Below are 26,440 nucleotides of genomic sequence, written 5' to 3'. Positions count from 1 at the left end.
TTATGCCTCAACACGGAGTTATGCATGACGGCCGCTATCCCGGATAAACGTATCCCTTCCGGTAACCTCTCCCTTTTCCGTATCGCCTTTGCGGTATTCCTGACCTACATGACCGTAGGTCTGCCGCTGCCGGTGATCCCGCTGTTCGTCCATCAGGAGCTAGGCTATGGCAACACCATGGTCGGCATTGCCGTGGGCATTCAGTTTTTAGCCACGGTATTAACCCGCGGATACGCCGGACGGCTGGCAGATCAGCACGGCGCTAAACGCTCGGCGATACAGGGGATGTTTGCCTGCGGGCTGGCGGGCGGGGCGTGGCTGCTGGCGGCCCTTTTGCCGCTCGATGCCGCCTATAAATTTGCGCTGCTGGTGCTGGGCCGCTTAATCCTTGGCTTCGGCGAAAGCCAGCTGCTGACCGGCACCCTGACCTGGGGAATGGGGCTGGTGGGGCCTGCGCGTTCCGGCAAGGTCATGTCCTGGAACGGCATGGCCATCTACGGCGCGCTGGCCGCCGGCGCACCGCTTGGACTGCTCATCAACAGCCAGTTTGGATTTGCGGCCCTGGCGGCAACGACCATGGTGCTTCCGCTGGTGGCGTGGGCGTTTAACGGCTCGGTGCGTAAGGTGCCCGCGCACAAAGGGGAGCGTCCTTCCATGTGGAGCGTGGTTGGTCAAATCTGGCAGCCGGGCCTTGGCCTGGCGCTGCAGGGCGTGGGGTTTGCGGTCATTGGCACCTTCGTCTCGCTCTATTTCATGAGCCGCGGCTGGGCGATGGCCGGTTTTACGCTGACCGCATTTGGCGGCGCGTTTGTGCTGATGCGCGTGCTGTTCGGCTGGATGCCGGATCGCTTTGGCGGCGTGAAGGTGGCGGTGGCGTCCCTGATGATTGAGACCGTCGGCCTGCTGCTGCTTTGGCAAGCGCCGGTTGCCTCCGTTGCGCTGCTGGGTGCCGCGCTCACCGGCTGCGGCTGCTCGCTGATCTTCCCGGCGCTGGGTGTGGAAGTCGTGAAGCGCGTGGCCCCGCAGGTGCGCGGGACGGCGCTCGGCGGCTATGCGGCGTTTCAGGATATCTCGTACGGCGTTACCGGCCCGCTGGCCGGGGTGTTAGCCACCTCGTTTGGCTACCCGTCCGTCTTCCTGGCCGGTGCGGTTTCAGCGGTAGTGGGGATTGTGGTGACGCTGGTGGCGTTTCGCAGAACGTGAGCCGTTGTTGCCGGGGGCGGCTGCGCCTTGCCCGGCCTACGGTTCGAGCCGTTGTAGGCCCGGTAAGCGCAGCGCCACCGGGCAAATCCTCAGGCAACCAGCCAGAAAATCGCCAGCGCAACAAGCAGTGCAATAAACATCAGTCCCGGACGCGCAGAGAGCGTTCTGAACGTCTCGACGACCGGCGCAAACAGCGGGCTGTAGATTGGCTGAATATTTCTCACCTCCGGCACGCCGCCTTCGCGCTCGGCGCGGCGAACGAAGATTTGGTTGAGCAAATCCTGCACCTGGGCGGTAGTCAGCACCGTCTGCGGCGTGGCCTGCCAGTTTTGCTGGGCGTAATCCCGAATCACCTCAAACTCGTGCGGCTCAAGCGGCTGCTTCAGCGCGGCCTGCACGGTATGCAGGGTCGGGGCGCTCTGGGTGCTGAGCGTCTGGCGCGCCTGGAGCCAGGTCACCAGATGGGTAAACTGTTTGGCCGGGATCAGCTCGCCCGCCTTCACGCCGGACAACTCCAGCATGGATTGCCAGATGAGCTTTGTCGGCTCGCCGGTAGCCGCGGCCAGCTTGGTCACCATCTGCTTGAGCGTGTTGTGCTCGGCGGGCAGCAGCGGGCGCTCGGTCGCCGGGCGCACCTGAGGCTGTGGAATCGACAGCTCGTTGTTCTGCAGCAGCGTCAGCACGGTTTTGAGCTGGTCTGGCGTCAGCTGGCCAAGGGCGGTCTGACCATACTGCTGGCGGATAAAATCACTCACCGCCTGGCGGTTATTTCCCTGGCCAAGCAGCTCCGTCAGCTGAGAAACAATCTGGCGCGTGGTGTGGTTTTGCTGAGCGGTCGTAATACGCTGGTTCAGGTTTTGCTCGGCCGCAGGGAAATGGCGCGACTGCAGCGGTGCGTCGTTCTTCACGCCTAAATCATGCTTTACCCCGGCCCAGACTTCCGCATTTTGCTGGGAAGTCAGCGCAATCAGGCGCGTGATCAGTCGCTCCAGCACGGTGCGCTGTTGCGTGGATAGCGGCTGTTCACCGGCAACGTTTGGCGTGACGGGGCCTTCACCCGGAGGGCGTGGCGGCGTACCTGAAATGGGCTGCATCGTCAAAAATCCTTAAAGTCAAAACTCAGCGTAAACCTGGCAGACGTATATGCCTGGCGGCCAGATTATGGCACACTTGACAGGTTTTCTTCCTCTCAAACAGGTACTCAGACGTGAAAATCCTCGTTGATGAAAATATGCCTTACGCCCGCGAGCTGTTTAGCCGCCTGGGTAACGTTAAGGCTGTCCCTGGTCGCCCGATCCCGGTCAACGAACTGGATGATGCAGACGCGCTGATGGTGCGCTCGGTGACCAAAGTAAATGAGGCATTGCTCGCCGGTAAGGCGATTAAGTTCGTTGGTACCGCTACGGCAGGGACCGATCATGTGGACGATCGGTGGCTGGCGCATGCCGGGATTGGTTTTTCCGCGGCGCCGGGCTGTAACGCGATTGCCGTCGTGGAATACGTTTTCTCCTCGCTGCTGATGCTGGCCGAGCGCGACGGTTTTGCGCTGAAAGACCGCACCGTGGGGATTGTTGGCGTGGGTAACGTCGGCGGCCGCCTGCAAAAGCGCCTTGAGGCGCTAGGGATCCGCACGCTGCTGTGCGATCCGCCGCGCAAAGACAACGGCGACGACGGGGATTTCCGCTCGCTGGACGAGCTGGTTGAAGAGTGCGACGTGCTGACTTTCCACACGCCGCTGTTTAAAGAGGGGCCGTATAAGTCGCTGCATCTGGCCGACGCGGCGCTGATCCGCCGTCTGAAGGCTGGCACTATTCTGATAAATGCCTGCCGGGGGCCGGTGGTGGATAACGCCGCGCTGCTGGCGTGTCTGAACGAAGGACAAGACCTCAGCGTGGTGCTGGACGTCTGGGAGCCGGAGCCGGATCTCAACGTTGAGCTGCTTAACAAGGTGGACGTAGCCACCGCCCATATCGCCGGTTATACCCTTGAAGGGAAAGCCCGCGGCACGACGCAGGTCTTCGAAGCCTACAGCGCTTTTATCGGCCATCCGCAGCAGGTCGCGCTGGATACCTTACTTCCCGCGCCTGAGTTTGGCCGCATAACCCTGCACGGCCCGCTCGATCAGGCAACGCTGAAAAGGCTGGTGCATTTGGTGTATGATGTGCGCCGCGATGATGCGCTGCTGCGTAAAGTGGCGGGGATCCCGGGTGAATTTGACAAGCTGCGCAAGAACTATGTTGAGCGCCGCGAGTGGTCTTCCCTGTATGTAATGTGCGACGACGCGTCGGCGGCGACGCTGCTGCACAAGCTGGGGTTTAACGCCGTTCATCACCCGGCGCATTAATGTCTTCTTAATGCTCCCTGTTGGATACTCCGACAGGGACGCTTTTTTATTTCTGGAGTAAACCACCATGTCTGAAGGCTGGAACATTGCCATTTTAGGTGCCACGGGTGCCGTGGGCGAAGCCCTGCTCGAAACCCTTGCCGAGCGTCAGTTCCCGGTGGGCGATATCTATGCGCTGGCGCGTACCGATAGCGCGGGTGAGCATCTGCGTTTTAACAGTAAATCCGTGATGGTCCAGGATGCAGCAGAGTTTGACTGGACCCAGGCGCAGCTGGCGTTTTTCGCCGCGGGCGCTGAAGCCACTGCCGCGTACGTTGAAGAGGCGACCAACGCGGGCTGCCTGGTGATCGACCTGAGCGGCCTGTTCTCCATGGAGCCGGACGTGCCGCTGGTGGTGCCGGACGTGAACCCGTTCGTGCTGGCTGACTACCGCAACCGTAACGTCATTGCGGTACCGAACAGCCTGACCAGCCAGCTGCTGACCGCCCTGAAACCGCTGATCGACGACGGCGGCCTGTCGCGCATTACCGTCACCAGCCTGCTGTCCGCCTCTGCTAACGGCAAAAAGGCCGTCGACGCGCTGGCCGGGCAGAGCGCTAAGCTGCTGAACGGTATCCCGATTGATGAAGATGATTTCTTTGGCCGCCAGCTGGCGTTCAACATGCTGCCGCTGCTGCCGGATCGCGAGGGTTCCGTGCGCGAAGAGCGTCGTATCGTCGATGAAGTGCGTAAAATTTTGCAGGACGATGGCCTGATGATCTCTGCAAGCGTCGTGCAGTCCCCGGTCTTCTACGGCCACGCGCAGATGGTTGGCTTTGAAGCGCTGCGTCCGCTGGCGGCGGAAGAAGCGCGCGATGCGTTTGGCCGCGGTGAGGACATTGTTCTTTCTGAAGAGACCGAGTTCCCGACCCAGGTCGGCGACGCCACCGGTAGCGCGCATCTTTCCGTTGGCTGCGTGCGCAACGACTACGGAATGCCGGAGCAGGTTCAGTTCTGGTCGGTTGCCGACAACGTTCGCTTCGGCGGCGCGCTGATGGCGGTCAAAATCGCTGAAAAACTGGTGCAGGAGTATCTGTACTGATGTCAGACCTGGAACAAAAGCCGGTCCATAGAATTGCCCTCGGCATTGAGTACGACGGCAGCAAATATTATGGCTGGCAGCGTCAGAATGAGGTGCGCAGCGTCCAGGAAAAGCTGGAGAAAGCGCTCTCTCAGGTGGCAAACGAGCCGATTAACGTCCTGTGCGCGGGACGTACGGACGCGGGCGTTCACGGCACGGGGCAGGTGGTTCACTTTGAAACCACCGCCGTGCGCAAGGACGCCGCCTGGACGCTGGGTGTAAATGCGAATTTGCCTGGTGACATTGCGGTGCGCTGGGTGAAAGCTGTGCCGGATGATTTTCACGCGCGGTTCAGCGCCACGGCGCGCCGTTATCGCTACGTCATCTACAATCAGCGTCTGCGTCCGGCGGTGTTAAGCCAGGGCGTGACGCACTTTTATGAACCGCTCGACGCTGAACGCATGCATCGTGCGGCGCAGTGTCTGATTGGTGAAAATGATTTTACGTCGTTTCGTGCGGTGCAGTGTCAGTCCCGCACGCCGTGGCGTAACGTCATGCACATTCACGTCAGCCGTTTTGGCGCGTATGTGGTGGTGGATATCAAAGCCAATGCCTTTGTACATCATATGGTTAGGAATATTGTGGGTAGCCTGATGGAAGTGGGCGCCGGACACCAGCCGGAGAGCTGGATTGCAGACCTGCTGGCAGCGAAGGACAGAACGCTGGCGGCAGCCACGGCGAAAGCGGAAGGGTTGTATCTGGTGTCGGTAGACTATCCGGATCGGTTTGACCTGCCAAAACCGCCAATGGGCCCGCTATTTTTAGCGGACTAAACAAAGGTGCAATTAGGGCTTAGACAATATGGACGTAATTCGTTTTTTAATTGATTTCATCCTGCATATTGATGTTCACCTGGCGGAGCTGATCGCGCAGTATGGCGTCTGGGTTTATGCCATTCTGTTCCTCATTTTGTTCTGTGAAACCGGGCTGGTTGTTACCCCGTTCCTGCCGGGGGATTCACTGCTGTTCGTTGCCGGGGCGTTATCGGCGTTACCGACTAACGATCTGAACGTGCATCTTATGGTGGTGTTGATGGTGATTGCCGCGATTATCGGTGATGCGGTCAACTATACGATTGGCCGGGTATTCGGTGAGCGGCTTTTCAGCAATCCTGATTCGAAAATTTTCCGTCGCAGCTATTTAGATAAAACCCATGCGTTTTATGAACGCCATGGCGGAAAAACCATTATCCTTGCGCGCTTTGTGCCTATTGTGCGTACATTTGCACCGTTTGTGGCGGGAATGGGGCATATGTCCTATCGTCATTTTGCGATGTATAACATCGTGGGGGCGCTGCTGTGGGTGCTGCTGTTTACCTATGCCGGCTACCTGTTTGGCGATCTTCCGATCGTTCAGGAAAATCTTAAGTTACTGATTGTAGCGATAATTGTGCTTTCCGTACTGCCTGGCGTTATCGAAATCATTCGTCACAAACGTGCGGCGGCTAAGCAAGCGAAGTAAATGCACGCTGGCGGTTCGACCACTTTTTTATCCAAAGTTTCGGGCTGTTATGTTTTAATGTGCAACATTCATGGTCTGTTGGAGGCAAAAATGGCATTATTCGCCTCTTATAGCAAAACTGGCATACGACCAGGTTCAGGCAGAAAGGTTATCAATGAGCTGGATTGAACGAATTAAAAGCAACATTACCCCAACGCGCAAAGCGAGCATTCCTGAAGGGGTATGGACGAAGTGTGATAGCTGCGGTCAGGTACTGTATCGCGCAGAGCTGGAACGCAACCTTGAGGTGTGTCCGAAGTGTGACCACCACATGCGTATGTCGGCGCGCAACCGCCTGCATAGCCTGCTGGACGAAGGCTCTCTGGTAGAGCTGGGCAGCGAGCTTGAGCCAAAAGACGTGCTGAAGTTCCGCGATTCCAAAAAATACAAAGATCGTCTGGCCTCTGCACAAAAAGAGACCGGCGAAAAAGACGCGCTGGTCGTCATGAAAGGCACCCTGCACGAGATGCCGGTTGTTGCCGCTGCGTTTGAGTTCTCCTTTATGGGCGGCTCGATGGGCTCCGTGGTCGGTGCGCGCTTCGTGCGTGCCGTTGAGCAGGCGCTGGAAGACAACTGTCCGCTGATCTGCTTCTCTGCCTCCGGCGGTGCGCGTATGCAGGAAGCGCTGATGTCGCTGATGCAGATGGCGAAAACCTCTGCAGCGCTGGCGAAGATGCAGGAGCGCGGTCTGCCGTACATCTCCGTGCTGACCGACCCAACCATGGGCGGCGTCTCCGCGAGCTTCGCGATGCTGGGCGACCTGAACATCGCTGAGCCAAAAGCGCTGATCGGCTTTGCCGGCCCTCGCGTTATCGAGCAGACCGTTCGTGAAAAGCTGCCGCCGGGCTTCCAGCGCAGTGAGTTCCTTATTGAGAAAGGCGCCATCGACATGATCGTCCGCCGTCCGGAAATGCGCCTGAAGCTGGCGAGCATCCTGGCGAAGCTGATGAATCTGCCCGCGCCGAACCCGGATGAGCCGCGCGAAGGCGTGGTGGTACCGGATCAGGAACCCGAGGCCTGATAACTGAAAAGGGCAGGGCCGGTTGGCGCTGCCCTTTTGCTTTCTAATCTGTTAATGACAACCGGGCATTATGGAAAATAAAAGCATTCCCCAAGCCACGTCGCCCCTGGCCGCGTGGCTTTCTTATCTGGAAAACCTGCACAGTAAAACCATCGATATGGGGCTTGAGCGCGTGAGCCAGGTTGCGGCGCGTCTTGATGTGCTCAAACCGGCGCCTTTCGTGTTCACCGTCGCGGGGACCAACGGTAAAGGCACGACCTGCCGCACGCTGGAATCCGTCCTGATGGCGGCAGGTTACCGGGTTGGCGTTTACAGCTCTCCACATCTCGTCCGCTACACCGAGCGGGTGCGCGTGCAGAACCGCGAGCTGCCGGAATCCGCACATACGGCGTCGTTCGCGGAAATTGAAGCCGCACGCGGTGAGATCTCATTAACCTATTTTGAATACGGCACCCTGTCGGCCCTGTGGCTGTTCAGGCAGGCTCAGCTGGATGTGGCGATCCTTGAGGTTGGTCTCGGCGGACGTCTTGATGCGACCAATATCGTGGATGCGGACGTGGCGGTGGTGACCAGCATCGCGCTGGATCATACCGACTGGCTGGGACCGGATCGTGAAAGCATTGGCCGCGAGAAGGCCGGCGTTTTCCGGGCAAACAAACCCGCCGTGGTGGGCGAGCCGGATATGCCGCACACCATCGCGGACGTGGCGAACGAGAAGGGCGCGCAGCTGCTGCGCCGCGGCGTTGACTGGCAGTTTGAGGTTCAGGAAAACGGCTGGAGCTTTAGCGATGCGCAGGGCGCGCTGGACAACCTGCCGCTGCCGCAGGTACCGCAGCCGAATGCCGCCACCGCGCTGGCGGCACTGCGCGCCAGCGGGCTCGCGGTTAGCGAGCAGGCGATCCGCGACGGCATTCAGAATGCTATTCTGCCCGGCCGTTTCCAGATCGTCAGCGAGTCACCGCGCCTGATTCTCGATGTGGCGCATAACCCGCATGCGGCGGCGTATCTCGCGGGACGTCTCAAATCGTTACCAAAAACCGGGCGCGTGCTGGCGGTTATCGGTATGCTTCATGATAAAGATATCGGCGGGACGCTGGCCTGCATGGAGAGCGTGGTCGATAGCTGGTATTGTGCTCCTCTGGAGGGGCCGCGCGGCGCGACGGCCGAGCAGCTGATGGAACATCTCGGCAAAGGCGCAATCTACAGTAGCGTGGCGCAGGCCTGGCATGCCGCGATGGTGGATGCTAAACCAGAAGATACCGTGCTGGTGTGTGGTTCATTCCACACGGTGGCACATGTCATGGAAGTGATGGATGCGGGGAGAACCGGTGGCGAGTAAGTTTCAGAACCGTTTAACAGGAACCATTGTGCTGGTCGCGCTCGGGGTGATTATTCTCCCGGGTCTGCTCGACGGGCAGAAAAAGCATTATCAGGATGAGTTTGCCGCGATTCCGCTGGTGCCGAAACCGGGTGACCGCGATGAGCCGGACATGCTGCCCGCGGCGACGCAGGCGCTGCCTGCTCAGCCACCGGAAGGGGCGGCGGAAGAGGTGCGCGCGGGCGATGCCGCCGTACCGTCGCTCGATCCGTCTCGCCTGGCGGCCGCGAGCAGCAGCGATATCGATCCTGTTCCGGTCGAGCAGCCTAAACCGGTTGAAAAACCGAAGCCGGTTGAGAAGCCGCAGCCGAAACCGCAGCGGGATAAAGCCGCAGAGCAGCTGGCTGCCGCGTCAGAGACCCCACCGCCGGCAAAACAAGACGCGGCTCCGACCGGAAAAGCCTACGTGGTGCAGCTCGGCGCGCTGAAAAATGCCGATAAGGTCAACGAGGTCGTGAGCAAACTGCGCAGTGCGGGATACCGTGTTTACACTTCACCTTCCACGCCGGTACAGGGTAAAATTACCCGTATCCTCGTGGGGCCAGAAGCATCCAAAGATAAGCTTAAAAATTCACTCGGTGAGCTGAAGCAGATCTCCGGCCTGAGCGGCGTGGTGATGGGCTACAGCGCGAACTGATAAGAACTTACCCAACCCCGGAGTGGTTTGCTCCCTCTCCCTTGAGGGAGAGGGCTGGGGTGAGGGGGAGTAGACGTTCATAGAAACGTCAAAACGACCGGGGGCGTTGATTATTTTTTCAGCGCCTTTTTTATTTACGCGCGGGAAGGAAATCCCTACGCAAACGTTTTCTTTTTCTGTTAGAATTCGCCCCGAACTGGATGACAGGGCGTTAAATCGTGGGACATATATGGTCTGGATTGATTACGCCATCATTGCGGTGATTGGTTTTTCCTGTCTGGTTAGCCTGATCCGTGGCTTTGTTCGTGAAGCGTTATCGCTGGTGACCTGGGGTTGTGCTTTCTTTGTCGCCAGCCATTACTACACTTACCTGTCTGTCTGGTTCACGGGCTTTGAAGATGAACTGGTCCGAAATGGAATCGCTATCGCGGTGCTGTTTATCGCAACGCTGATAGTCGGCGCTATCGTGAATTACGTGATAGGTCAGCTGGTCGAGAAAACCGGTCTGTCAGGAACGGACAGGGTGCTCGGGATCTGTTTCGGGGCGTTGCGAGGCGTGCTAATTGTGGCCGCGATCCTGTTCTTCCTGGATACCTTCACCGGGTTCTCCAAAAGCGAAGACTGGCAGAAATCGCAGCTCATTCCTGAGTTCAGCTTCATCATCAGATGGTTCTTTGACTATCTGCAAAGCTCGTCGAGTTTTTTGCCCAGGGCATAAACCCTGAGATGTGGCTTAACGAGGAAAAGACGAATGTGCGGTATTGTCGGTATCGCCGGTTTCATGCCGGTAAACCAGTCGATTTATGACGCGTTAACGGTGCTTCAGCACCGTGGGCAGGATGCTGCGGGTATCATCACCATTGATGCAAACAACTGCTTCCGTTTACGCAAGGCGAATGGCCTGGTAAACGATGTGTTTGAAGCCCGCCATATGCAGCGTCTGCAAGGTAATATGGGGATCGGTCACGTTCGTTATCCTACTGCTGGCAGTTCCAGCGCCTCTGAGGCACAGCCTTTCTACGTCAACTCACCGTATGGCATCACCCTTGCTCATAACGGCAACCTGACCAACGCGCACGAGCTGCGTAAAAAGCTGTTCGAAGAGAAACGTCGCCACATTAACACCACCTCTGATTCTGAAATCCTGCTCAATGTGTTCGCCAGCGAGCTGGATAACTTCCGCCACTACCCGCTGGAAGCAGAAAACATCTTTGCTGCCATTGCCGCGACCAACCGTCAGATCCGCGGCGCGTACGCCTGCGTGGCAATGATCATCGGTCACGGCATGGTCGCCTTCCGCGATCCAAACGGCATCCGTCCACTGGTGCTGGGCAAACGCGACCTCGGCGATGGTCGCACCGAGTATATGGTTGCCTCTGAAAGCGTGGCGCTGGATACCCTGGGCTTCGAATTCCTGCGCGACGTTGCGCCGGGCGAAGCGGTCTATATTACCGAGAAGGGCCAGCTGTTTACCCGCCAGTGTGCCGACAACCCGGTCAGCAACCCGTGCCTGTTTGAATACGTTTACTTTGCCCGTCCGGATTCCTTCATCGACAAGATCTCCGTCTACAGTGCCCGCGTCAACATGGGCACGAAGCTGGGCGAGAAGATTGCCCGCGAGTGGGACGATCTCGACATCGACGTGGTTATTCCTATCCCGGAAACCTCCTGCGATATCGCCCTGGAGATTGCCCGCATTCTGGATAAGCCATACCGTCAGGGCTTCGTGAAGAACCGCTACGTTGGCCGCACCTTTATCATGCCGGGCCAGCACCTGCGTCGTAAGTCCGTGCGCCGCAAGCTGAACGCCAACCGCGCGGAATTCCGTGACAAGAACGTCCTGCTGGTGGATGACTCCATCGTTCGCGGCACCACCTCTGAGCAGATTATCGAGATGGCGCGCGAAGCGGGTGCAAAGAAAGTTTACCTGGCCTCTGCCGCGCCGGAAATTCGCTTCCCGAACGTATACGGTATCGATATGCCAACCGCCAACGAGCTGATCGCTCACGGGCGTGAAGTGGATGAAATTCGCCAGATCATCGGCGCTGACGGCCTGATTTTCCAGGACCTCAACGACCTGATTGACGCCGTGCGTGCCGAGAACCCGGAAATTCAGCAGTTTGAATGCTCCGTGTTCAACGGTATTTACGTGACTAAAGACGTTGACCAGCAGTACCTCGACTATCTTGATTCGCTGCGCAATGACGACGCCAAAGCCGTTCAGCTGCAAAACGATCTCGAAAGCTTAGAGATGCACAACGAAGGTTGATGCGCCTGCAGGTGAGGGCGTATGCCCTCGCTTGCAACTCCCCGCAAAATCCTGCACAGTCTGCCCTGAAATCAGTAAGGGCGAAAATCATGAAACGACTCATTGTTGGGCTCAGCGGCGCCAGCGGCGCCATTTACGGCGTACGTCTGCTACAGATTCTGCGTAACGTGGCTGATGTCGAAACCCATCTGGTGATGAGCCAGGCGGCGCGGCAGACCCTCTCTCTTGAAACCGATCTCTCCCTGCGCGATGTTCAGGCACTGGCTGACGTGGTTCACGATGCCCGCGATATCGCCGCCAGCATCTCCTCTGGCTCGTTTAAAACCGCCGGCATGGTTATCCTGCCCTGTTCAATTAAAACGCTCTCCGGCATTGTGAACAGCTATACCGATACCCTGGTAACCCGCGCCGCGGATGTGGTGCTGAAGGAGCGGCGTCCACTGGTGCTCTGCGTGCGGGAAACGCCGCTGCACCTGGGCCATCTGCGCTTAATGACGCAGGCAGCCGAGCTGGGGGCCGTCATCATGCCGCCGGTCCCGGCGTTTTACCATCGCCCAGCCTCGCTGGATGATGTGATAAACCAGACCGTTAACCGCGTGCTGGATCAGTTCGACATCGACCTGCCTGAAGATCTCTTCACCCGCTGGCAGGGAGCCTGATTCTGTGCACAAGCCGCGTGCATAAAAAAAAGACGTTGCCCTGTTTCAGGGCAATTATGCAACGGCGATCATATCCTCGACATTTAATTCGTTTTTTCCATTTTTCTCTCTCCGGTTCGTTCGGCAGACCTGCTATCTTTCACCATTAAGGCAATATCGCAACGTTTTATTAACATATTTAACGTCGAAGTTTTGACCCGACGGCAATGTGGCATAAGACCTGCAAGATGAAGCCTGCAACACAACACAATACATAATAAAATCACGGTACTTGAGGGTAAATGTATGAAGAAGACGGTTCTGGCTCTGTCTTTGCTCGTGGGGTTAAGTGCGGCAGCAGGTAGCTACGCAGCGCTTCCACAGACGGTTCGTATCGGTACAGACGCAACCTACGCGCCATTCTCTTCCAAGGATGCGAAAGGCGATTTCGTGGGGTTTGATATCGATCTGGGAAATGAAATGTGCAAACGCATTGCGGTGAAATGCACATGGGTGGGCAGCGACTTTGACGCGTTAATCCCGTCGCTGAAGGCCAAGAAAATCGACGCCATTATCTCTTCTCTCTCCATCACCGAAAAACGCCAGCAGGAGATTGCCTTCTCTGACAAGCTGTACGCCGCGGATTCTCGCCTGATTGCGCCGAAAGGCTCCCCGATTAAGCCTACCATCGACTCGCTGAAGGGCAAGCACGTCGGCGTGCTTCAGGGCTCGACCCAGGAAGGCTATGCCAATGCCAACTGGCGCGAGAAGGGCGTCGACGTGGTGGCTTATCAGAACCAGGATCTGATTTACTCTGACCTGGCGGCAGGCCGTCTGGATGCGGCATTCCAGGATGAAGTCGCCGCGAGTGAAGGCTTCCTGAAGCAGCCTGCGGGGAAAGACTTCGCGTTTGCGGGCCCGTCGGTGAAAGACAAAAAGTACTTTGGTGACGGCACCGGGATTGGCCTGCGCAAGGATGATACCGAGCTGAAAGCCGCCTTTGACAAAGCCTTTGCAGAGCTGCGTAAAGACGGTACTTACGACAAACTGGCGAAGAAATACTTCGACTTCAACGTCTACGGTGAATAATGCCTGGCGGTGACGCACCGACACGGTGCGTTACGGGAGCGGTTGATCCAATACGGTGCAAGCATTGCACCGTATTGGATCGCTTTGTGCATACTTACGCATTTATAATGCAAAAATTCCCGCCTGAAGGGCATTAATCTTTGCCTGACGGAGGGGATTAATGGCACATTAGCACCACCCCGTCGTCGTAAAAATCCCGTATGAAGACAGTTTGTTGAGGACAAATATGAAAAAACTCGTGTTGTCACTATCTCTGGTACTGGCCTTTTCCAGCGCCACCGCGGCATTTGCAGCCATACCGCAGAAAATTCGCATTGGTACCGATCCAACCTACGCGCCGTTCGAATCGAAGAATTCAAAGGGTGAACTGGTCGGTTTTGACATCGATCTGGCCAACGAGCTGTGCAAACGCATCAAAGCAGAATGTACCTACGTTGAGAACCCGCTGGATGCGCTGATCCCATCCCTGAAAGCGAAAAAAATCGACGTAATCATGTCCTCCCTCTCCATCACCGAAAAACGCCAGCAGGAGATTGCCTTCACCGACAAGCTCTACGCGGCCGACTCTCGTCTGGTGGTGGCAAAATCGTCTGACATTCAGCCAACGCTGGAGTCCCTGAAGGGCAAACGCGTCGGCGTGCTGCAGGGCACCACGCAGGAAACCTACGGCAACGAACACTGGGCGCCGAAGGGGATTGAGATCGTCTCCTATCAGGGCCAGGAAAATATCTACGCTGACCTGACGGCGGGCCGTATTGACGCGGCATTCCAGGATGAAGTCGCGGCAAGCGAAGGCTTCCTGAAAACGCCGCCAGGTAAAGATTACAAGTTTGGCGGCCCGTCCATTAAGGACGTGAAGCTGTTTGGCGTGGGCACCGGTATGGGCCTGCGCAAAGAAGACAACGAGCTGCGTGAGGCGCTGAACAAAGCGTTCGCTGAAATGCGCGCTGACGGCACCTACGACAAGCTGGCGAAAAAGTACTTTGATTTTAACGTTTACGGCGGCTAATCGCCCCGTCAAATAACGTGCGGCCCCTCCCGTAGCGGGAGGGGATAAGACACGGTTCCACCACTCACGATACGACAGGGCTCGCGGTATGCTGTACGGATTTTCTGGCGTTATTTTACAGGGCGCGCTTGTCACCCTTGAGCTGGCTATCAGCTCCGTGGTGCTGGCGGTGCTGATAGGTCTGGCGGGCGCAGGGGCGAAGCTTTCGGCTAACAAACCGCTGGCGCTGATTTTTGAAGGCTACACCACGCTGATTCGCGGCGTTCCCGATCTGGTGCTGATGCTGCTTATCTTTTACGGTCTGCAGATTGCGCTGAACAGCGTCACGGACGCGCTGGGTATGGGACAAATTGATATCGACCCGATGGTGGCCGGTATTATTACCCTCGGTTTTATCTACGGCGCCTACTTCACCGAAACCTTCCGCGGCGCTTACATGGCCGTGCCGAAAGGCCACATTGAGGCGGCAACGGCATTTGGTTTTACCTCTTCACAAACGTTTCGTCGGATCATGTTCCCGGCCATGATGCGCTATGCGCTACCGGGTATCGGCAACAACTGGCAGGTTATCCTCAAAGCGACGGCGCTGGTCTCGCTGCTCGGCCTGGAAGACGTCGTGAAAGCGACTCAGCTGGCGGGCAAGAGCACCTGGGAGCCGTTCTATTTCGCGGTGGTCTGCGGCGTGATCTATCTGGTCTTTACGACCGTCTCCAACGGCGTGCTGCTTCTGCTCGAGCGTCGCTACTCCGTGGGTGTGAAGAGGGCTGACCTGTGATTGAGATTATTCAGGAATACTGGAAATCGCTGCTGTGGACGGACGGCTACCGCTTTACAGGCGTTGCGATCACGCTCTGGCTGCTGATCTCCTCCGTGGTGATGGGCGGTATTCTGGCGGTGTTTCTCGCCATTGGCCGCGTGTCGAACAATAAACTTATCCAGTTCCCGATCTGGCTGTTTACCTACGTGTTTCGCGGTACGCCGCTGTACGTGCAGCTGCTGGTGTTCTATTCGGGGATGTACACGCTTGAGATCGTAAAAGGCACCGAGATGCTGAACGCGTTCTTCCGCAGTGGCCTCAACTGTACGGTGCTGGCCTTAACGCTCAATACCTGCGCCTACACTACCGAGATTTTCGCCGGGGCCATTCGCTCTGTGCCTTACGGTGAAATTGAAGCGGCGCGGGCGTACGGTTTTTCCTCCGTGAAGCTTTACCGCTGCATTATTCTGCCGTCGGCGCTGCGCATCGCCTTACCGGCGTACAGTAACGAAGTGATTTTGATGCTGCACTCCACCGCGCTTGCCTTTACCGCGACGGTGCCGGATCTGCTCAAAATCGCGCGCGATATTAACTCCGCGACCTATCAGCCGTTTACCGCGTTTGGCATTGCGGCGGTGCTCTACTTAATTATCTCTTATGTATTGATTAGCCTGTTCCGTAAGGCTGAAAAACGCTGGTTGCAGCATATAAAACCCTCTTCGACGCACTGAGAAAGATGATGGCTGAGAACAAATTAAACGTTATTGATTTGCACAAACGCTACGGCGAACATGAAGTGCTGAAAGGGGTGTCGCTGCAGGCTAACGCAGGCGACGTAATCAGTATCATCGGCTCATCCGGCTCGGGTAAAAGTACCTTCCTGCGCTGCATTAACTTCCTCGAAAAGCCGAGCGAAGGCTCGATTGTGGTGAGCGGGCAGAATATTAACCTGGTCCGTGACAAAGACGGCCAGCTGAAGGTCGCGGATAAGCATCAGCTGCGCCTGCTGCGCACGCGTCTGACGATGGTGTTCCAGCACTTCAACCTCTGGAGCCACATGACGGTGCTGGAGAACGTGATGGAAGCGCCGATTCAGGTGCTGGGCCTGAGCAAGCAGGAAGCCCGCGAGCGCGCGGTGAAATACCTGGCGAAAGTGGGTATCGACGAGCGCCAGCAGATAAAATACCCGGTGCACCTCTCCGGCGGCCAGCAGCAGCGTGTCTCCATCGCGCGCGCGCTGGCGATGGAACCCGAGGTGCTTTTGTTCGACGAACCGACCTCCGCGCTCGACCCGGAACTCGTTGGCGAAGTGCTGCGCATTATGCAGAAGCTGGCCGAAGAGGGCAAAACGATGGTGGTGGTGACGCACGAGATGGGCTTCGCCCGCAACGTCTCGAATCACGTGATTTTCCTGCATCAGGGGAAAATTGAAGAGCAGGGCCATCCGGACGAGGTCCTGGCGAATCCGCAAAGCCCGCGCTTGCAGCAGTTCCTTAAGGGATCGTTGAAGTAGGTAGGCCGCGGTGCCGCCTAATCGCCCGGTGGCGCTGCGCTTACCGGGCCTACTGGCTGGGTGTTCTCCCTCTCCCCGTGGGAGAGGGCCGGGGTGAGGGCATCAAGCCGCACCACACTCCAGCCGATACACCCAGTCGTCGTAACGCACGCCGTCAATCTCATATGCCTTTTCCAGCACCTGCGTGCGCACAAACCCCGCCTTCTCCAGCACCCGCACCGACCCACCGTTGTCCGCCAGCACGTACGCGTTAATCGCCTTCACGCCGGTCTGGTTAAACGCGTAATCGCACACCGCGCGCAGCGCCTCGCTGGCGATACCTTTTCCCTGCGCGGCTGGCACCACCGTATAGCCGATATCGGCCTCTTCACGATTCTCAGGGCTGATTTGCAGCCCGATATCGCCAAGCGGTGTCTCCTCATCCCGAAAACGGATCACGAAAACATGCTCGGCCATCAGGCGCGCGGCAAACACGCGTCGGGTCTCTTTTTCCGGCGCGATGGCGGCCATGTAGCGCATGATGCGGCGATCCTCACGCAGCGAGCGGAAGAAGGCCCAGTCGGTGGGTTCGAAAGGGGTGAGGAGAAGCCGGGGAGTGGTGAGGGTAGCCATTGTTACGCCATTTCTTCGGAACATGGCCTGTCACTGTACCATATTCACCGCACCACATCCCCCAGCGCCTCTTCTAATTCATACCAGCGGAACGCAAACCCGGCCGCTTCAAGCCGTTTGGGGAGCGCCCGTTGGCCGCCTAATACCAGCACGGATGCTTCGCCCATCATCAGGCGAATCACCGTGGCGGGCACGCGTAATATCGCCGGGCGGTGCAGAGCACGTCCCAGGGCATGAGCAAACTGTTCATTACGCACCGGATAGGGCGCAACCATGTTAAACGGCCCGCGCAGATCGTTATCCAGCAGCCAGAGGATGCCGTTGACCATATCGTCGATATGGATCCAGGCCAGATACTGACGGCCGTTGCCAATGGGGCCGCCGAGTCCCAGCTTAAACGGCGGAAGCATTTTGCCCAGGATGCCGCCTTTCGGCGCGAGCACCACACCGGTCCGCAGCAGGCAGACGCGGGTGTTATCGCTCTGGGCACGACAGGCGATGCGCTCCCATTCGGCGCAGAGCTTATGGGTAAATTCGTTATGGGGCGGCTCTTCCTCGGTCACCACCACCTCGCCGAGATCGCCGTAATAGCCCACGGCTGACCCGGAAATCAGCACCGAAGGCGGCGTGTGGCTGTTGCGGATCAGCTCGACCAGCTTTTCGGTAATGTTCCACCGGCTGCTGCATAACAGCTGTTTTTGCTCTTCCGTCCAGCGCTTGTCGGCGATGGGTTCACCCGCGAGGTTAATGACGGCGTCAAAACCGTCCAGATTTTGCTGCTCGGCCAGATTTTTCCAGATATCGACACCGGCCCCCAGCACCTGACGCGCTTTCTCCGGGCTGCGCGTGACCACGGTAATGTCGTGATGCAGGGCCTGCAGACGCGCAATAAGGTGACGACCAATCAGGCCCGTACCGCCGGTCAGCAAAATCTTCATACAACCTCCAGGTTTACGCCTGGCGCCGCCAGCTTAGCGTCATGGAGACGGAATCGGCGTAGCGCAGGGCGTGAAGTTTATCGATCTCAACTTCAGCATAAGTGACCCAGTGATGTTCGCGTGCGATATCGAGCACATCCTGAGTTAATTTTTCCAGCAGAGAGAAGCGGTTATTTTCCACAAACTGGATAATGTTTTTGGTGATTGTGCGGTAGTTCAGCGCGTCGTTGATGTCTTCGCTGGCCCGCGCTTTGTCTGCGGGGTAGTGGATCACCACGTTAATGACAATATCCTGGCGGTTAGCGATCTCTTCCTCTTTGATACCGATGAAGGTACGCAGGCGTAAATTTTTTATACGAATAATGGCGTCTGGCTGTGACATTGCAGGTCTTCTCCGTGTCAGTATTTCCTGCTCATCATACATGAGAGGTTCGCAGGCACCCAGCCTCATAGGGGGCTAAATTTGCTGGATTTTTTGCATCGCCCGCTCGGTGGCCGGGCGGGTCCGGATGCGCTCAAACCAGTTGTTCACCGCCGGGTAAGAGGTTAAGTCAATTCGGTGTTTTTCATGCGTATTCACCCACGGCCAGCAGGCGATATCGGCAATGCTGTAGTGATCGCCCCCGAGCCACGGCGTTTTCTCCAGTCGACGATTCAGAACGTCATAGAGCCGCTGAGTCTCGACCTGATAGCGCTCTATCGCGTATGGAATAGGCTGCGGGGCGTAGGCGGTAAAGTGATGATTTTGCCCCAGCATGGGGCCCAGCCCGCTCGCCTGCCAGAAAAGCCACTGCAGGGTATGGTGACGCTCGCGCAGTTCGCCGCTCAGCAGCTTGCCGGTTTTTTCCGCCAGGTAGAGCAAAATTTCCCCGGATTCAAACAGGCTCAGCGGTCTGCCTCCGTCCGCCGGCTGGTTATCAATAATGGCCGGAATTTTATTATTCGGCGAGATAGCCAGAAAGAGAGGGCTGAACTGTTCGCCTTTGCTGATATCCACGCGAATGATCCTGTAATCCAGCTCGGCTTCTTCAAGAAAGAGGGTGATCTTATGGCCGTTTGGGGTTGGGGCATAATAAAGGTCGATCATTCTCAACTCCTGTCCATGCGAAGAGGGGTGCCATGAAAATGAGTATAGGTGGTTGTTGTAAATCGTGAGTTTTCATCAAGTGACAGCGAGGCAAAGAGATTATATGTTGAGTAAAAACCGATCAGCCGATGAGGATGTTATGAACCAGCCCGTAATCACGTTATGGTCCGATGCGAATTTCTTTTCTCCCTATGTTATGAGCGTATACGTTGCGTTGGCCGAAAAAGGACTCACTTTTACGCTGAAGACCGTCGATCTTGACGGCGGTGAACACCTCAAACCGCAGTGGCAGGGCTATGACCTGACCCGACGGGTACCGGTGCTCGAGATTGACGGTTTCGCCCTGAGCGAATCGTCGGCGATTGATGAATATCTGGAAGATCGCTTCGCGCCGCCTGAGTGGGAGCGCATCTATCCTCACGACCTGCAAAAACGCGCGCGGGCGCGGCAGATCCAGGCGTGGCTGCGTAGCGACCTGGTCCCTGTTCGCGTGGAACGCTCGACGGACGTCGTGTTTGCCGGGGTGAAAAAGCCGGCGCTCAGCGCAGAAGGCCGTGAAAGCGCGCAAAAACTGATTGAAACCGCGACCTCGCTGCTTGCCCACGGCAACCCAAACCTGTTCGGGGAGTGGTGTATCGCCGACGCCGATCTGGCGCTGATGCTCAACCGCCTGATCCTCAACGGCGATGCGGTGCCGCAGCTGCTGGTGGATTATGCCGCGTTTCAGTGGCAGCGTGCCTCCGTGCAGCGCTATGTGGCACTCTCGGCCAAGCGCGCGGGCTGATAAGCCCTGACGCTTCAGGTATCATGGGGGCAGTCTGTTTTCCCAAGGAGTGACTGATGAAACTGATGTTCGCGTCGGATATCCATGGATCGCTGCCCGCGACCGAGCGCGTCCTCTCCCTGTTTGCACAAAGCGGCGCGCGGTGGCTGATTATTCTGGGAGATGTGCTCAATCATGGCCCGCGCAACGCGCTGCCGGAGGGCTACGCGCCTGCGCAGGTGGCGGAAAAGCTTAACCCGCTTGCCTCGCGCATTATCGCCGTTCGCGGCAACTGCGACAGCGAGGTGGACCAGATGCTGCTGCATTTTCCCCTTACCGCACCGTGGCAACAGGTGCTGCTCGAACAACACCGCCTGTTTCTGACCCACGGGCATCTTTTTAGCCCCGATAATCTCCCGCCCCTCGCGGCTGGCGATGTCCTGGTTTACGGTCATACTCATATTCCGGTTGCGGAAAAACGCGGTGAGATTTATCACTTTAATCCGGGCTCTGTCAGTATGCCGAAAGGCGGATATCCTGCGAGCTACGGCATGCTGGATGGAAATACCCTGAGCGTTATCGCACTTAATGATCAGCAAGTTATTGCGCAGATAGCGATTAATCCGTAAGTTACACCACAACTGCAAACGCGCCGAAAGAGCGCTTAGAAGAGAAGGTTTCCCGATGGTGGAGCAGAGTCATTTGGCAAGTACAGAGTGGGTTGACATTGTCAGCGAAGAGAATGAAGTGATCGCGCAGGCCAGCCGCGAACAGATGCGCGCGGAGCGTCTGCGCCATCGCGCAACGTACATCGTTGTGCATGACGGCATGGGAAAAATTCTGGTTCAGCGCCGCACGGACACCAAAGATTTTCTCCCGGGGATGCTGGATGCCACCGCGGGCGGCGTCGTCCAGGCGGATGAAGTGCTGCTGGATTCCGCGCGTCGGGAAGCAGAAGAAGAGTTAGGCATTGCCGGCGTGCCGTTTGCCGAGCACGGGCAGTTCTATTTCGAAGATGAAAACTGCCGCGTCTGGGGCGGGCTGTTTAGCTGCGTCTCGCACGGCCCGTTCGCCCTGCAGGAAGAAGAGGTGAGTGAAGTCTGCTGGATGACGCCGGAAGAGATTACCGCGCGCTGCGACGAGTTCACGCCGGATTCCTTAAAAGCGCTGGCGCTGTGGATGACCCGCAACGCCAAAAACGAATCGACTAAATCAGAGAAAGAGGAAGAGGCGGAGTAAGCTTCAGCAACTCTCTCTCACGCACAGACTGGACGCGATGGGCTTTTGATCGCGCCAGTCTCCGCCATTCAGGCGCTCCAGCAGCGCTTTCCCGGCCTCAATGCCAATCTTACGATGCGGTACCGCCATCGTCGTCAGCGGCGGCTGACAGACGCGGCTGACGTCGCTATCGCCAAAGCCAACCACAGCCAGATCGTCCGGCACCTTGATTCGCCTGCGCTGGCACTCGTACAGCGCGCCGCAGGCCAGCTCGTCGGAGACGCACACCAGCGCATCCAGCTCCGGCCACGCCAGCAGGAATTCAGGCAGCTGCGCCGCGCCGGTTGAGAAGCTCGGCGGCATCGCCGCGTTAATGACCCGGTTCGGCGACATATGGTGGCGAAGCATGGCTTTGTACCAGCCCTGAAGATGCTGCTGGAAAATCCACTGCTCCTGGTTGGCGCACAGCAGGCCTATATTTTGATAGCCGCGCCTGATGACCATTTCCGTGAGCTCATACATGGCCGCCACGTTATCAATGCCGATGTTCATATCAATCGGATCGGCGCGCATGGCGCCCATCTCCATTACCGGAATAGAGGCATTTTTCAGCCAGTGGCGAACTGTATCGGTATGTTCAACGCTGAGCAGGATTGCGGCCGCAATGTTCGACGCCAGCAGCGTCTCCAGCAATTTCTCCTCCTGCTCAAGGCGATGCTGGGACTCTGCCAGCATGATCTGATACCCGGCGGGCTGCAGCACCTGCTGCAGCCCGGCGAACATCTCCGAGCAGCCGGCTTCGGAGAGGTTGGGTACGACCATGGCTATCGTCCAGGACGAGGCCGAGGCCAGCGCGCTGGCGGCAAGATTAGGCATATAGCCCAGCTCCTGTACGGCAGCGTCAATTTTTTCACGTAGTTTATCGGAAACCTGTTCGGGGGTGCGGAGTGCACGGGACACGGTCATCGTGCCCACACCGGCAAGCTGTGCGACATCGGCGAGTGTCACTTTACCAGTACTGCGCCGTTTTCGGGTTAGAGACATACACCTTCCTGCTGACCAGACGCGTTCTTCTTTTCCTTCGCTTCACGTGACAGGCAGTATACGCCTTAAATCCCTTTTTTTGCTGTGATTTAGCACCGTGATTGCAATTTGATAGCGCTATCACATTTCTGCATGTTAAGCATTGGTAGCGCTATCTTTGTGATCGCGATCGCAGTCAATTATCGATGCGTTGAATAAAGTTTGCTCATCTTAAGCGTGTCGCGGGAGTGAAAAGTGCTCAAAAAATGGATATATGATACAACCATCACGCTGCAGGAGAGCGTGGAAGACTGGCCGCAGGCGCTGGAACTCTGCGCGCAGCCGCTTTTGGATTTGCAGGTGATTGAGCCTGAATACGTCACGGCCATCATCCAGCAGCACCACGCGTTAGGACCCTATTATGTGCTGGCACCAGGGCTAGCCATGCCGCACGCGCGGCCGGAGGAAGGTGCCAAAGGACTGGGGCTGTCGTTATTAAAACTAAAGCAGGGCGTCTCGTTTGGTGCCGGTGAGTTTGACCCTGTCGACGTCATTATTATGCTCGCGGCGCCCGACAAAAATAGCCATATCGAGATGATCTCATCGCTGGCTGAATTATTTTCCAGCGACGAAGATATGGAAAAACTGCATCAGGCGAATACCCTGGAGGAAATTAAAACGATTATTGACCGCTTCTGATTTAATTCTTTAATCCGATTATTCACAACATTACGCGTCGGCGTGATGGGGCGTACTCTACTCAAAATAAGGGGACAACAATGAAAATCATGGCTATTTGCGGTTCCGGCCTGGGCAGCAGTTTTATGGTCGAAATGAACATTAAAAAAGTGCTGAAAAAGCTGGAGATTGACGCTGAGGTTGAACATTCCGATCTCTCCTCAGCCACGCCGGGCGCGGCCGATCTGTTCGTGATGGCTAAAGACATTGCCGCCAGCGCCAGCGTCCCGGAAAGCCAGCTGGTGGTGATCAACAACATCATCGACATCAACGAGCTTGAAGCGCAGCTGCGCGCCTGGTTCGAAAGACAATAACCCTGATAAGGCGAGGTGGATATGTTTATCCTTGAAACGCTGAATTTCGTTGTTGATATTTTAAAAGTCCCTTCGGTGCTGGTCGGTTTAATTGCGCTTATTGGTCTGGTTGCGCAGAAAAAAGCCTTTTCGGACGTGGTGAAAGGGACCATTAAAACCATTCTCGGCTTTATTGTGCTGGGCGGCGGCGCCACGGTGCTGGTGGGGTCGTTAAATCCTTTGGGCGGCATGTTTGAGCACGCCTTTACGATCCAGGGCATTATTCCAAACAATGAAGCGATTGTGTCGATAGCGCTGGAAAAATACGGTGCAGCGACCGCGCTGATTATGGCCTTCGGGATGGTGGCGAATATTATCGTCGCGCGCTTTACCCGCCTGAAGTACATCTTCCTCACCGGGCACCACACGTTTTACATGGCGTGCATGATTGGCGTGATCCTGACGGTCGCGGGCTTTGAGGGCGTGGGGCTGGTCTTTACCGGCTCGCTGATCCTCGGCCTGATCATGGCCTTCTTCCCGGCGATTGCGCAACGCTACATGAAGCGCATTACCGGCAACGATGAAATTGCCTTCGGCCACTTTGGCACGCTGGGCTACGTGCTGTCCGGCTGGATTGGCAGCAAGGTCGGCAAAGGATCCCGCTCAACGGAAGAGATGAACCTGCCGAAGAACCTGAGCTTCCTGCGCGACAGCTCGATCTCCATCTCCCTGACCATGATGATTATCTACCTGATCATGGCGGTGAGCGCCGGGCGCGAGTACGTTGAAGCCACCTTCAGCGGCGGCCAGAACTACCTGGTTTACGCCATCATCATGGCGATCACCTTCGCGGCAGGCGTCTTCATCATCCTGCAGGGCGTGCGCCTGATTCTGGCAGAAATCGTTCCGGCCTTTACCGGCTTTTCGGAAAAGCTGGTGCCCAATGCGCGCCCCGCGCTGGACTGCCCGGTGGTGTATCCGTATGCGCCAAACGCGGTGCTGATTGGCTTCCTGTTCAGCTTCCTCGGCGGAATTGTGGGGCTGTTCATCTGCGGCCAGTTTAGCTGGGTGCTGATCCTCCCGGGCGTGGTGCCGCACTTCTTCACCGGCGCAACGGCGGGCGTGTTCGGTAACGCCACCGGCGGGCGTCGCGGGGCCATGATTGGCGCCTTTGCTAACGGCCTGCTGATCACCTTCCTGCCCGTTCTGCTGCTGCCGGTGCTGGGCGCCATTGGCTTTGCCAACACCACCTTCTCGGACGCCGACTTCGGCGCGGTTGGGATTGTGCTCGGCAACCTCGCGCGCTTCCTGTCGCCGCTTGCCATCACCGGGCTGGTTGTGGCGCTGTTCGCGCTGCTGGTGGCGTACAACGTCTTCGCAAAAAACAGACCTGCGGGCGGTAACGCGCAGGAAGACACCGGAGCCAAATCATGAATGAGAAAGAGATAACCGAACTCGCGCGTCAGATCCGTCTTGAGACGCTGAAATCCCTGACGCAGCTGGGCTTTGGCCACTACGGCGGCAGTATGTCGGTGGTTGAAACCCTGGCCGTGCTGTACGGCGCGGTGATGAAGATTGATCCGGCGGATCCGGACTGGCCGGAGCGAGACTACTTTGTGCTGTCAAAAGGCCATGCGGGCCCCGCGCTCTACAGCACCCTGGCGATCAAGGGCTACTTCCCGACAGAAGAGCTGAGCACGCTCAACCAAAACGGGACGCGCCTGCCGAGCCACCCGGACCGTCTGAAAACGCGCGGCGTAGATGCTACCACCGGTTCGTTGGGACAGGGGATTTCCATCGCCGGCGGCATGGCGCTCTCCCACAGGCTGGCCGGACGGCCGAATCGGGTCTTCTGCATCGTCGGCGACGGCGAGCTGAACGAGGGGCAGTGCTGGGAGGCCTTCCAGTTTATCGCGCACCATCGTCTGAACAACCTGACGGTGTTTGTGGACTGGAACAAACAGCAGCTCGACGGCGAGCTGGACGAGATCATCAGCGCGTTCGACCTCGAGGGGAAATTCCGTGCCTTTGGCTATGACGTGGTGACGGTGAAAGGGGATGACATCCCGGCATTGCTGGAGGTGACGTCGCGGGTACCGGAGGCCGATGCGCGTCCGCTGGTGGTGATCCTGGACAGCATCAAAGGGCAGGGGGTGCCCTACCTGGAGCAGCTCAGCAATTCGCACCACCTGCGGTTAACCCCGGAGAGCAAAGCGGCCCTTAACGAGACGATTCGCCAACTGGAGGCTTCACATGATTAAGGTTGCACCGGCAGGACAGAAAGACGCCGTTGAGATGCGTAAGGTCTACGCGGGCTTCGTGGCAAAGCAGATTGAGGCCGGAAGTGACATCATTGCGCTGGAAGCAGATCTGATGAGCTCGATGGCGATGGACGGCGTGGCGCGCGATTATCCGCAGCACGTGATTAACTGCGGCATTATGGAGGCCAACGTGATCGGCACCGCGGCGGGGCTGTCGCTTACCGGGCGTAAGCCGTTCGTGCACACCTTCACCGCGTTTGCCAGCCGCCGCTGCTTTGACCAGCTGTTTATGTCCCTGGACTATCAGCGCAACAACGTGAAGGTGATCGCCTCAGACGCGGGCGTGACGGCCTGCCACAACGGCGGAACGCATATGTCGTTCGAAGATATGGGCATCGTGCGCGGTCTGGCACACTCGGTGGTGCTGGAGGTGACCGACGCGGTGATGTTCGAAGACGTGCTGCGCCAGCTTATCGATCTTGACGGCTTCTACTGGGTGCGGACCATCCGCAAGCAGGCGCCGAGCGTGTATGCGCCGGGCTCCACCTTCACCATTGGTAAAGGCAACGTGCTGCGCGAAGGCTCCGATATTACCCTGATCGCTAACGGCATCATGGTGGCGGAAGCGCTGGAGGCGGCGCGTCAGCTGGAACAGGAGGGGGTCAGCGCGGCGGTCATCGACATGTTTACCCTGAAGCCCATCGACCGGATGCTGGTGAAAAACTACGCCGAGAAAACCGGGCGTATCGTCACCTGTGAAAACCACAGCATTCACAACGGGCTGGGATCGGCGGTGGCGGAAGTGCTGGTGGAAACCTGCCCGGTTCCGATGCGGCGGGTGGGCGTCAAGGAGCGTTACGGGCAGGTGGGAACCCAGGACTTCCTGCAGAAGGAGTACGGCCTGACGGCGCATGACATTGTCTCGGCGGCGCGAGAGCTGCTGTAATAAAAAAGGCGACCGTGAGGTCGCCTTTTTGTTGCCCGGTGGCGCTCACGCTTACCGGGCCTACGGTCCTGTAGGCCGGATAA

30 protein-coding genes are annotated in these 26,440 nt (G+C 57.6%); 24 read left to right on the top strand and 6 right to left on the bottom strand.

Annotated features, from left to right (window positions below; translation table 11 throughout):
• The first annotated feature begins 24 nt into the window (after positions 1–24).
• Positions 25–1,203 carry an MFS transporter gene (locus FY206_RS17355; RefSeq protein WP_032642022.1) on the top strand — a complete coding sequence of 393 codons (1,179 nt, stop codon included), beginning with the start codon at positions 25–27 and terminating at the stop codon, positions 1,201–1,203.
• Positions 1,204–1,292: 89 nt separating this feature from the next.
• On the opposite strand, the gene flk is transcribed toward FY206_RS17355, so the two are convergent.
• A complete protein-coding gene (gene flk / locus FY206_RS17350) occupies positions 1,293–2,297 on the bottom strand; it encodes a flagella biosynthesis regulator Flk (protein WP_032642021.1) in 1,005 nt (334 codons plus the stop codon).
• Positions 2,298–2,410: 113 nt separating this feature from the next.
• On the opposite strand from flk, the gene pdxB reads away from it, so the two are divergent.
• The 15 genes from pdxB to hisP all read left to right on the top strand — a co-directional run bounded on the left by pdxB (position 2,411) and on the right by hisP (position 16,478).
• A complete protein-coding gene (gene pdxB, locus FY206_RS17345) occupies positions 2,411–3,547 on the top strand; it encodes a 4-phosphoerythronate dehydrogenase PdxB (RefSeq protein ID WP_032642020.1) in 1,137 nt (378 codons plus the stop codon).
• A gap of 67 nt (positions 3,548–3,614) precedes the next feature.
• Complete coding sequence (locus FY206_RS17340) at positions 3,615–4,628, top strand: aspartate-semialdehyde dehydrogenase (protein WP_032642018.1); 1,014 nt, start codon at positions 3,615–3,617, stop codon at positions 4,626–4,628.
• A complete protein-coding gene (gene truA / locus FY206_RS17335; RefSeq protein ID WP_032642017.1) occupies positions 4,628–5,440 on the top strand; it encodes a tRNA pseudouridine(38-40) synthase TruA in 813 nt (270 codons plus the stop codon). The genes FY206_RS17340 and truA overlap by 1 nt, the downstream gene beginning before the upstream one ends.
• Positions 5,441–5,468: 28 nt before the next feature.
• The gene (locus FY206_RS17330) at positions 5,469–6,128 is read left to right on the top strand and encodes a DedA family protein (RefSeq protein ID WP_077064397.1); all 660 of its coding nucleotides are present in this window, start codon (positions 5,469–5,471) and stop codon (positions 6,126–6,128) included.
• Positions 6,129–6,282: 154 nt separating this feature from the next.
• Positions 6,283–7,188: an acetyl-CoA carboxylase, carboxyltransferase subunit beta gene (gene accD, locus FY206_RS17325; RefSeq protein WP_032642015.1), complete on the top strand. Its 906-nt coding sequence runs from the start codon at positions 6,283–6,285 to the stop codon at positions 7,186–7,188.
• 70 nt (positions 7,189–7,258) lie between these two features.
• Positions 7,259–8,527 (top strand): bifunctional tetrahydrofolate synthase/dihydrofolate synthase, encoded by a 1,269-nt coding sequence (gene folC / locus FY206_RS17320; protein ID WP_032642014.1) that lies wholly within the window; start codon positions 7,259–7,261, stop codon positions 8,525–8,527.
• Positions 8,517–9,203, top strand: coding sequence for a cell division protein DedD (dedD, locus tag FY206_RS17315; RefSeq protein ID WP_032642692.1), 687 nt, complete (start codon positions 8,517–8,519; stop codon positions 9,201–9,203). The genes folC and dedD overlap by 11 nt, the downstream gene beginning before the upstream one ends.
• Positions 9,204–9,432: 229 nt before the next feature.
• The gene (gene cvpA, locus FY206_RS17310; protein ID WP_000262116.1) at positions 9,433–9,921 is read left to right on the top strand and encodes a colicin V production protein; all 489 of its coding nucleotides are present in this window, start codon (positions 9,433–9,435) and stop codon (positions 9,919–9,921) included.
• 33 nt (positions 9,922–9,954) lie between these two features.
• Entirely contained in the window at positions 9,955–11,472 is a 1,518-nt protein-coding gene (gene purF / locus FY206_RS17305) for an amidophosphoribosyltransferase (protein ID WP_077064395.1), read from the top strand.
• Between the two features lie 89 nt (positions 11,473–11,561).
• On the top strand, positions 11,562–12,131 hold the full coding sequence (locus tag FY206_RS17300; protein ID WP_032642010.1) for a UbiX family flavin prenyltransferase: 570 nt from the start codon (positions 11,562–11,564) through the stop codon (positions 12,129–12,131).
• A gap of 285 nt (positions 12,132–12,416) precedes the next feature.
• Positions 12,417–13,199 carry a lysine/arginine/ornithine ABC transporter substrate-binding protein ArgT gene (argT, locus tag FY206_RS17295; protein ID WP_032642008.1) on the top strand — a complete coding sequence of 261 codons (783 nt, stop codon included), beginning with the start codon at positions 12,417–12,419 and terminating at the stop codon, positions 13,197–13,199.
• A 226-nt stretch (positions 13,200–13,425) separates the two neighbouring features.
• The gene (gene hisJ / locus FY206_RS17290; RefSeq protein ID WP_032642006.1) at positions 13,426–14,208 is read left to right on the top strand and encodes a histidine ABC transporter substrate-binding protein HisJ; all 783 of its coding nucleotides are present in this window, start codon (positions 13,426–13,428) and stop codon (positions 14,206–14,208) included.
• An 88-nt stretch (positions 14,209–14,296) separates the two neighbouring features.
• Complete coding sequence (locus FY206_RS17285; RefSeq protein ID WP_032642004.1) at positions 14,297–14,983, top strand: histidine ABC transporter permease HisQ; 687 nt, start codon at positions 14,297–14,299, stop codon at positions 14,981–14,983.
• Positions 14,980–15,696, top strand: coding sequence for an ABC transporter permease (locus tag FY206_RS17280; protein ID WP_032642002.1), 717 nt, complete (start codon positions 14,980–14,982; stop codon positions 15,694–15,696). The genes FY206_RS17285 and FY206_RS17280 overlap by 4 nt, the downstream gene beginning before the upstream one ends.
• An 8-nt stretch (positions 15,697–15,704) precedes the next feature.
• Positions 15,705–16,478: a histidine ABC transporter ATP-binding protein HisP gene (hisP, locus tag FY206_RS17275; protein WP_032641999.1), complete on the top strand. Its 774-nt coding sequence runs from the start codon at positions 15,705–15,707 to the stop codon at positions 16,476–16,478.
• A 102-nt stretch (positions 16,479–16,580) separates the two neighbouring features.
• Here the strand turns inward: hisP and FY206_RS17270 are convergent, their stop codons facing one another.
• From FY206_RS17270 to yfcG, 4 genes are all read right to left on the bottom strand, one after another.
• The gene (locus FY206_RS17270; protein WP_032641997.1) at positions 16,581–17,090 is read right to left on the bottom strand and encodes a GNAT family N-acetyltransferase; all 510 of its coding nucleotides are present in this window, start codon (positions 17,088–17,090) and stop codon (positions 16,581–16,583) included.
• A gap of 44 nt (positions 17,091–17,134) precedes the next feature.
• Positions 17,135–18,028, bottom strand: coding sequence for a TIGR01777 family oxidoreductase (locus tag FY206_RS17265; protein WP_077064394.1), 894 nt, complete (start codon positions 18,026–18,028; stop codon positions 17,135–17,137).
• Between the two features lie 13 nt (positions 18,029–18,041).
• On the bottom strand, positions 18,042–18,410 hold the full coding sequence (gene folX / locus FY206_RS17260) for a dihydroneopterin triphosphate 2'-epimerase (protein WP_023616057.1): 369 nt from the start codon (positions 18,408–18,410) through the stop codon (positions 18,042–18,044).
• A 75-nt stretch (positions 18,411–18,485) separates the two neighbouring features.
• Positions 18,486–19,115, bottom strand: coding sequence for a GSH-dependent disulfide bond oxidoreductase (yfcG, locus tag FY206_RS17255; protein ID WP_032641992.1), 630 nt, complete (start codon positions 19,113–19,115; stop codon positions 18,486–18,488).
• 139 nt (positions 19,116–19,254) lie between these two features.
• Between yfcG and yfcF the strand changes: the two genes are divergently transcribed.
• Genes yfcF through yfcD form a run of 3 tightly spaced genes read left to right on the top strand, consistent with a single transcriptional unit; the run spans position 19,255 to position 21,117 of the window.
• Complete coding sequence (gene yfcF, locus FY206_RS17250) at positions 19,255–19,899, top strand: glutathione transferase (RefSeq protein ID WP_032641991.1); 645 nt, start codon at positions 19,255–19,257, stop codon at positions 19,897–19,899.
• 56 nt (positions 19,900–19,955) lie between these two features.
• Positions 19,956–20,507 carry a phosphodiesterase gene (yfcE, locus tag FY206_RS17245; protein ID WP_032641989.1) on the top strand — a complete coding sequence of 184 codons (552 nt, stop codon included), beginning with the start codon at positions 19,956–19,958 and terminating at the stop codon, positions 20,505–20,507.
• Positions 20,508–20,562: 55 nt separating this feature from the next.
• The gene (yfcD, locus tag FY206_RS17240; RefSeq protein ID WP_032641987.1) at positions 20,563–21,117 is read left to right on the top strand and encodes an NUDIX hydrolase YfcD; all 555 of its coding nucleotides are present in this window, start codon (positions 20,563–20,565) and stop codon (positions 21,115–21,117) included.
• Positions 21,118–21,120: 3 nt separating this feature from the next.
• On the opposite strand, the gene FY206_RS17235 is transcribed toward yfcD, so the two are convergent.
• Positions 21,121–22,140: a LacI family DNA-binding transcriptional regulator gene (locus FY206_RS17235; protein ID WP_032641983.1), complete on the bottom strand. Its 1,020-nt coding sequence runs from the start codon at positions 22,138–22,140 to the stop codon at positions 21,121–21,123.
• Between the two features lie 234 nt (positions 22,141–22,374).
• On the opposite strand from FY206_RS17235, the gene FY206_RS17230 reads away from it, so the two are divergent.
• The 5 genes from FY206_RS17230 (at position 22,375) to FY206_RS17210 (ending at position 26,357) form a co-directional block, all read left to right on the top strand.
• Positions 22,375–22,818 carry a PTS sugar transporter subunit IIA gene (locus FY206_RS17230; RefSeq protein ID WP_032641980.1) on the top strand — a complete coding sequence of 148 codons (444 nt, stop codon included), beginning with the start codon at positions 22,375–22,377 and terminating at the stop codon, positions 22,816–22,818.
• A gap of 80 nt (positions 22,819–22,898) precedes the next feature.
• Positions 22,899–23,171: a PTS sugar transporter subunit IIB gene (locus tag FY206_RS17225; RefSeq protein ID WP_014884648.1), complete on the top strand. Its 273-nt coding sequence runs from the start codon at positions 22,899–22,901 to the stop codon at positions 23,169–23,171.
• Positions 23,172–23,192: 21 nt separating this feature from the next.
• Positions 23,193–24,584, top strand: a complete 1,392-nt coding sequence (locus FY206_RS17220; protein ID WP_032641978.1) for a PTS ascorbate transporter subunit IIC — start codon at positions 23,193–23,195, stop codon at positions 24,582–24,584.
• Entirely contained in the window at positions 24,581–25,411 is an 831-nt protein-coding gene (locus FY206_RS17215) for a transketolase (protein ID WP_032641976.1), read from the top strand. The genes FY206_RS17220 and FY206_RS17215 overlap by 4 nt, the downstream gene beginning before the upstream one ends.
• Positions 25,404–26,357, top strand: a complete 954-nt coding sequence (locus FY206_RS17210) for a transketolase family protein (protein WP_023294123.1) — start codon at positions 25,404–25,406, stop codon at positions 26,355–26,357. Before FY206_RS17215 ends, FY206_RS17210 begins: the two co-directional genes overlap by 8 nt.
• Positions 26,358–26,440 lie beyond the last annotated feature (83 nt).

It is taken from the genome of Enterobacter chengduensis, from assembly GCF_001984825.2.
GTDB lineage: Bacteria > Pseudomonadota > Gammaproteobacteria > Enterobacterales > Enterobacteriaceae > Enterobacter > Enterobacter chengduensis.
Note: the sequence above shows the minus strand (reverse complement) of the source record. Positions and strands in the feature narration are given on the sequence as shown.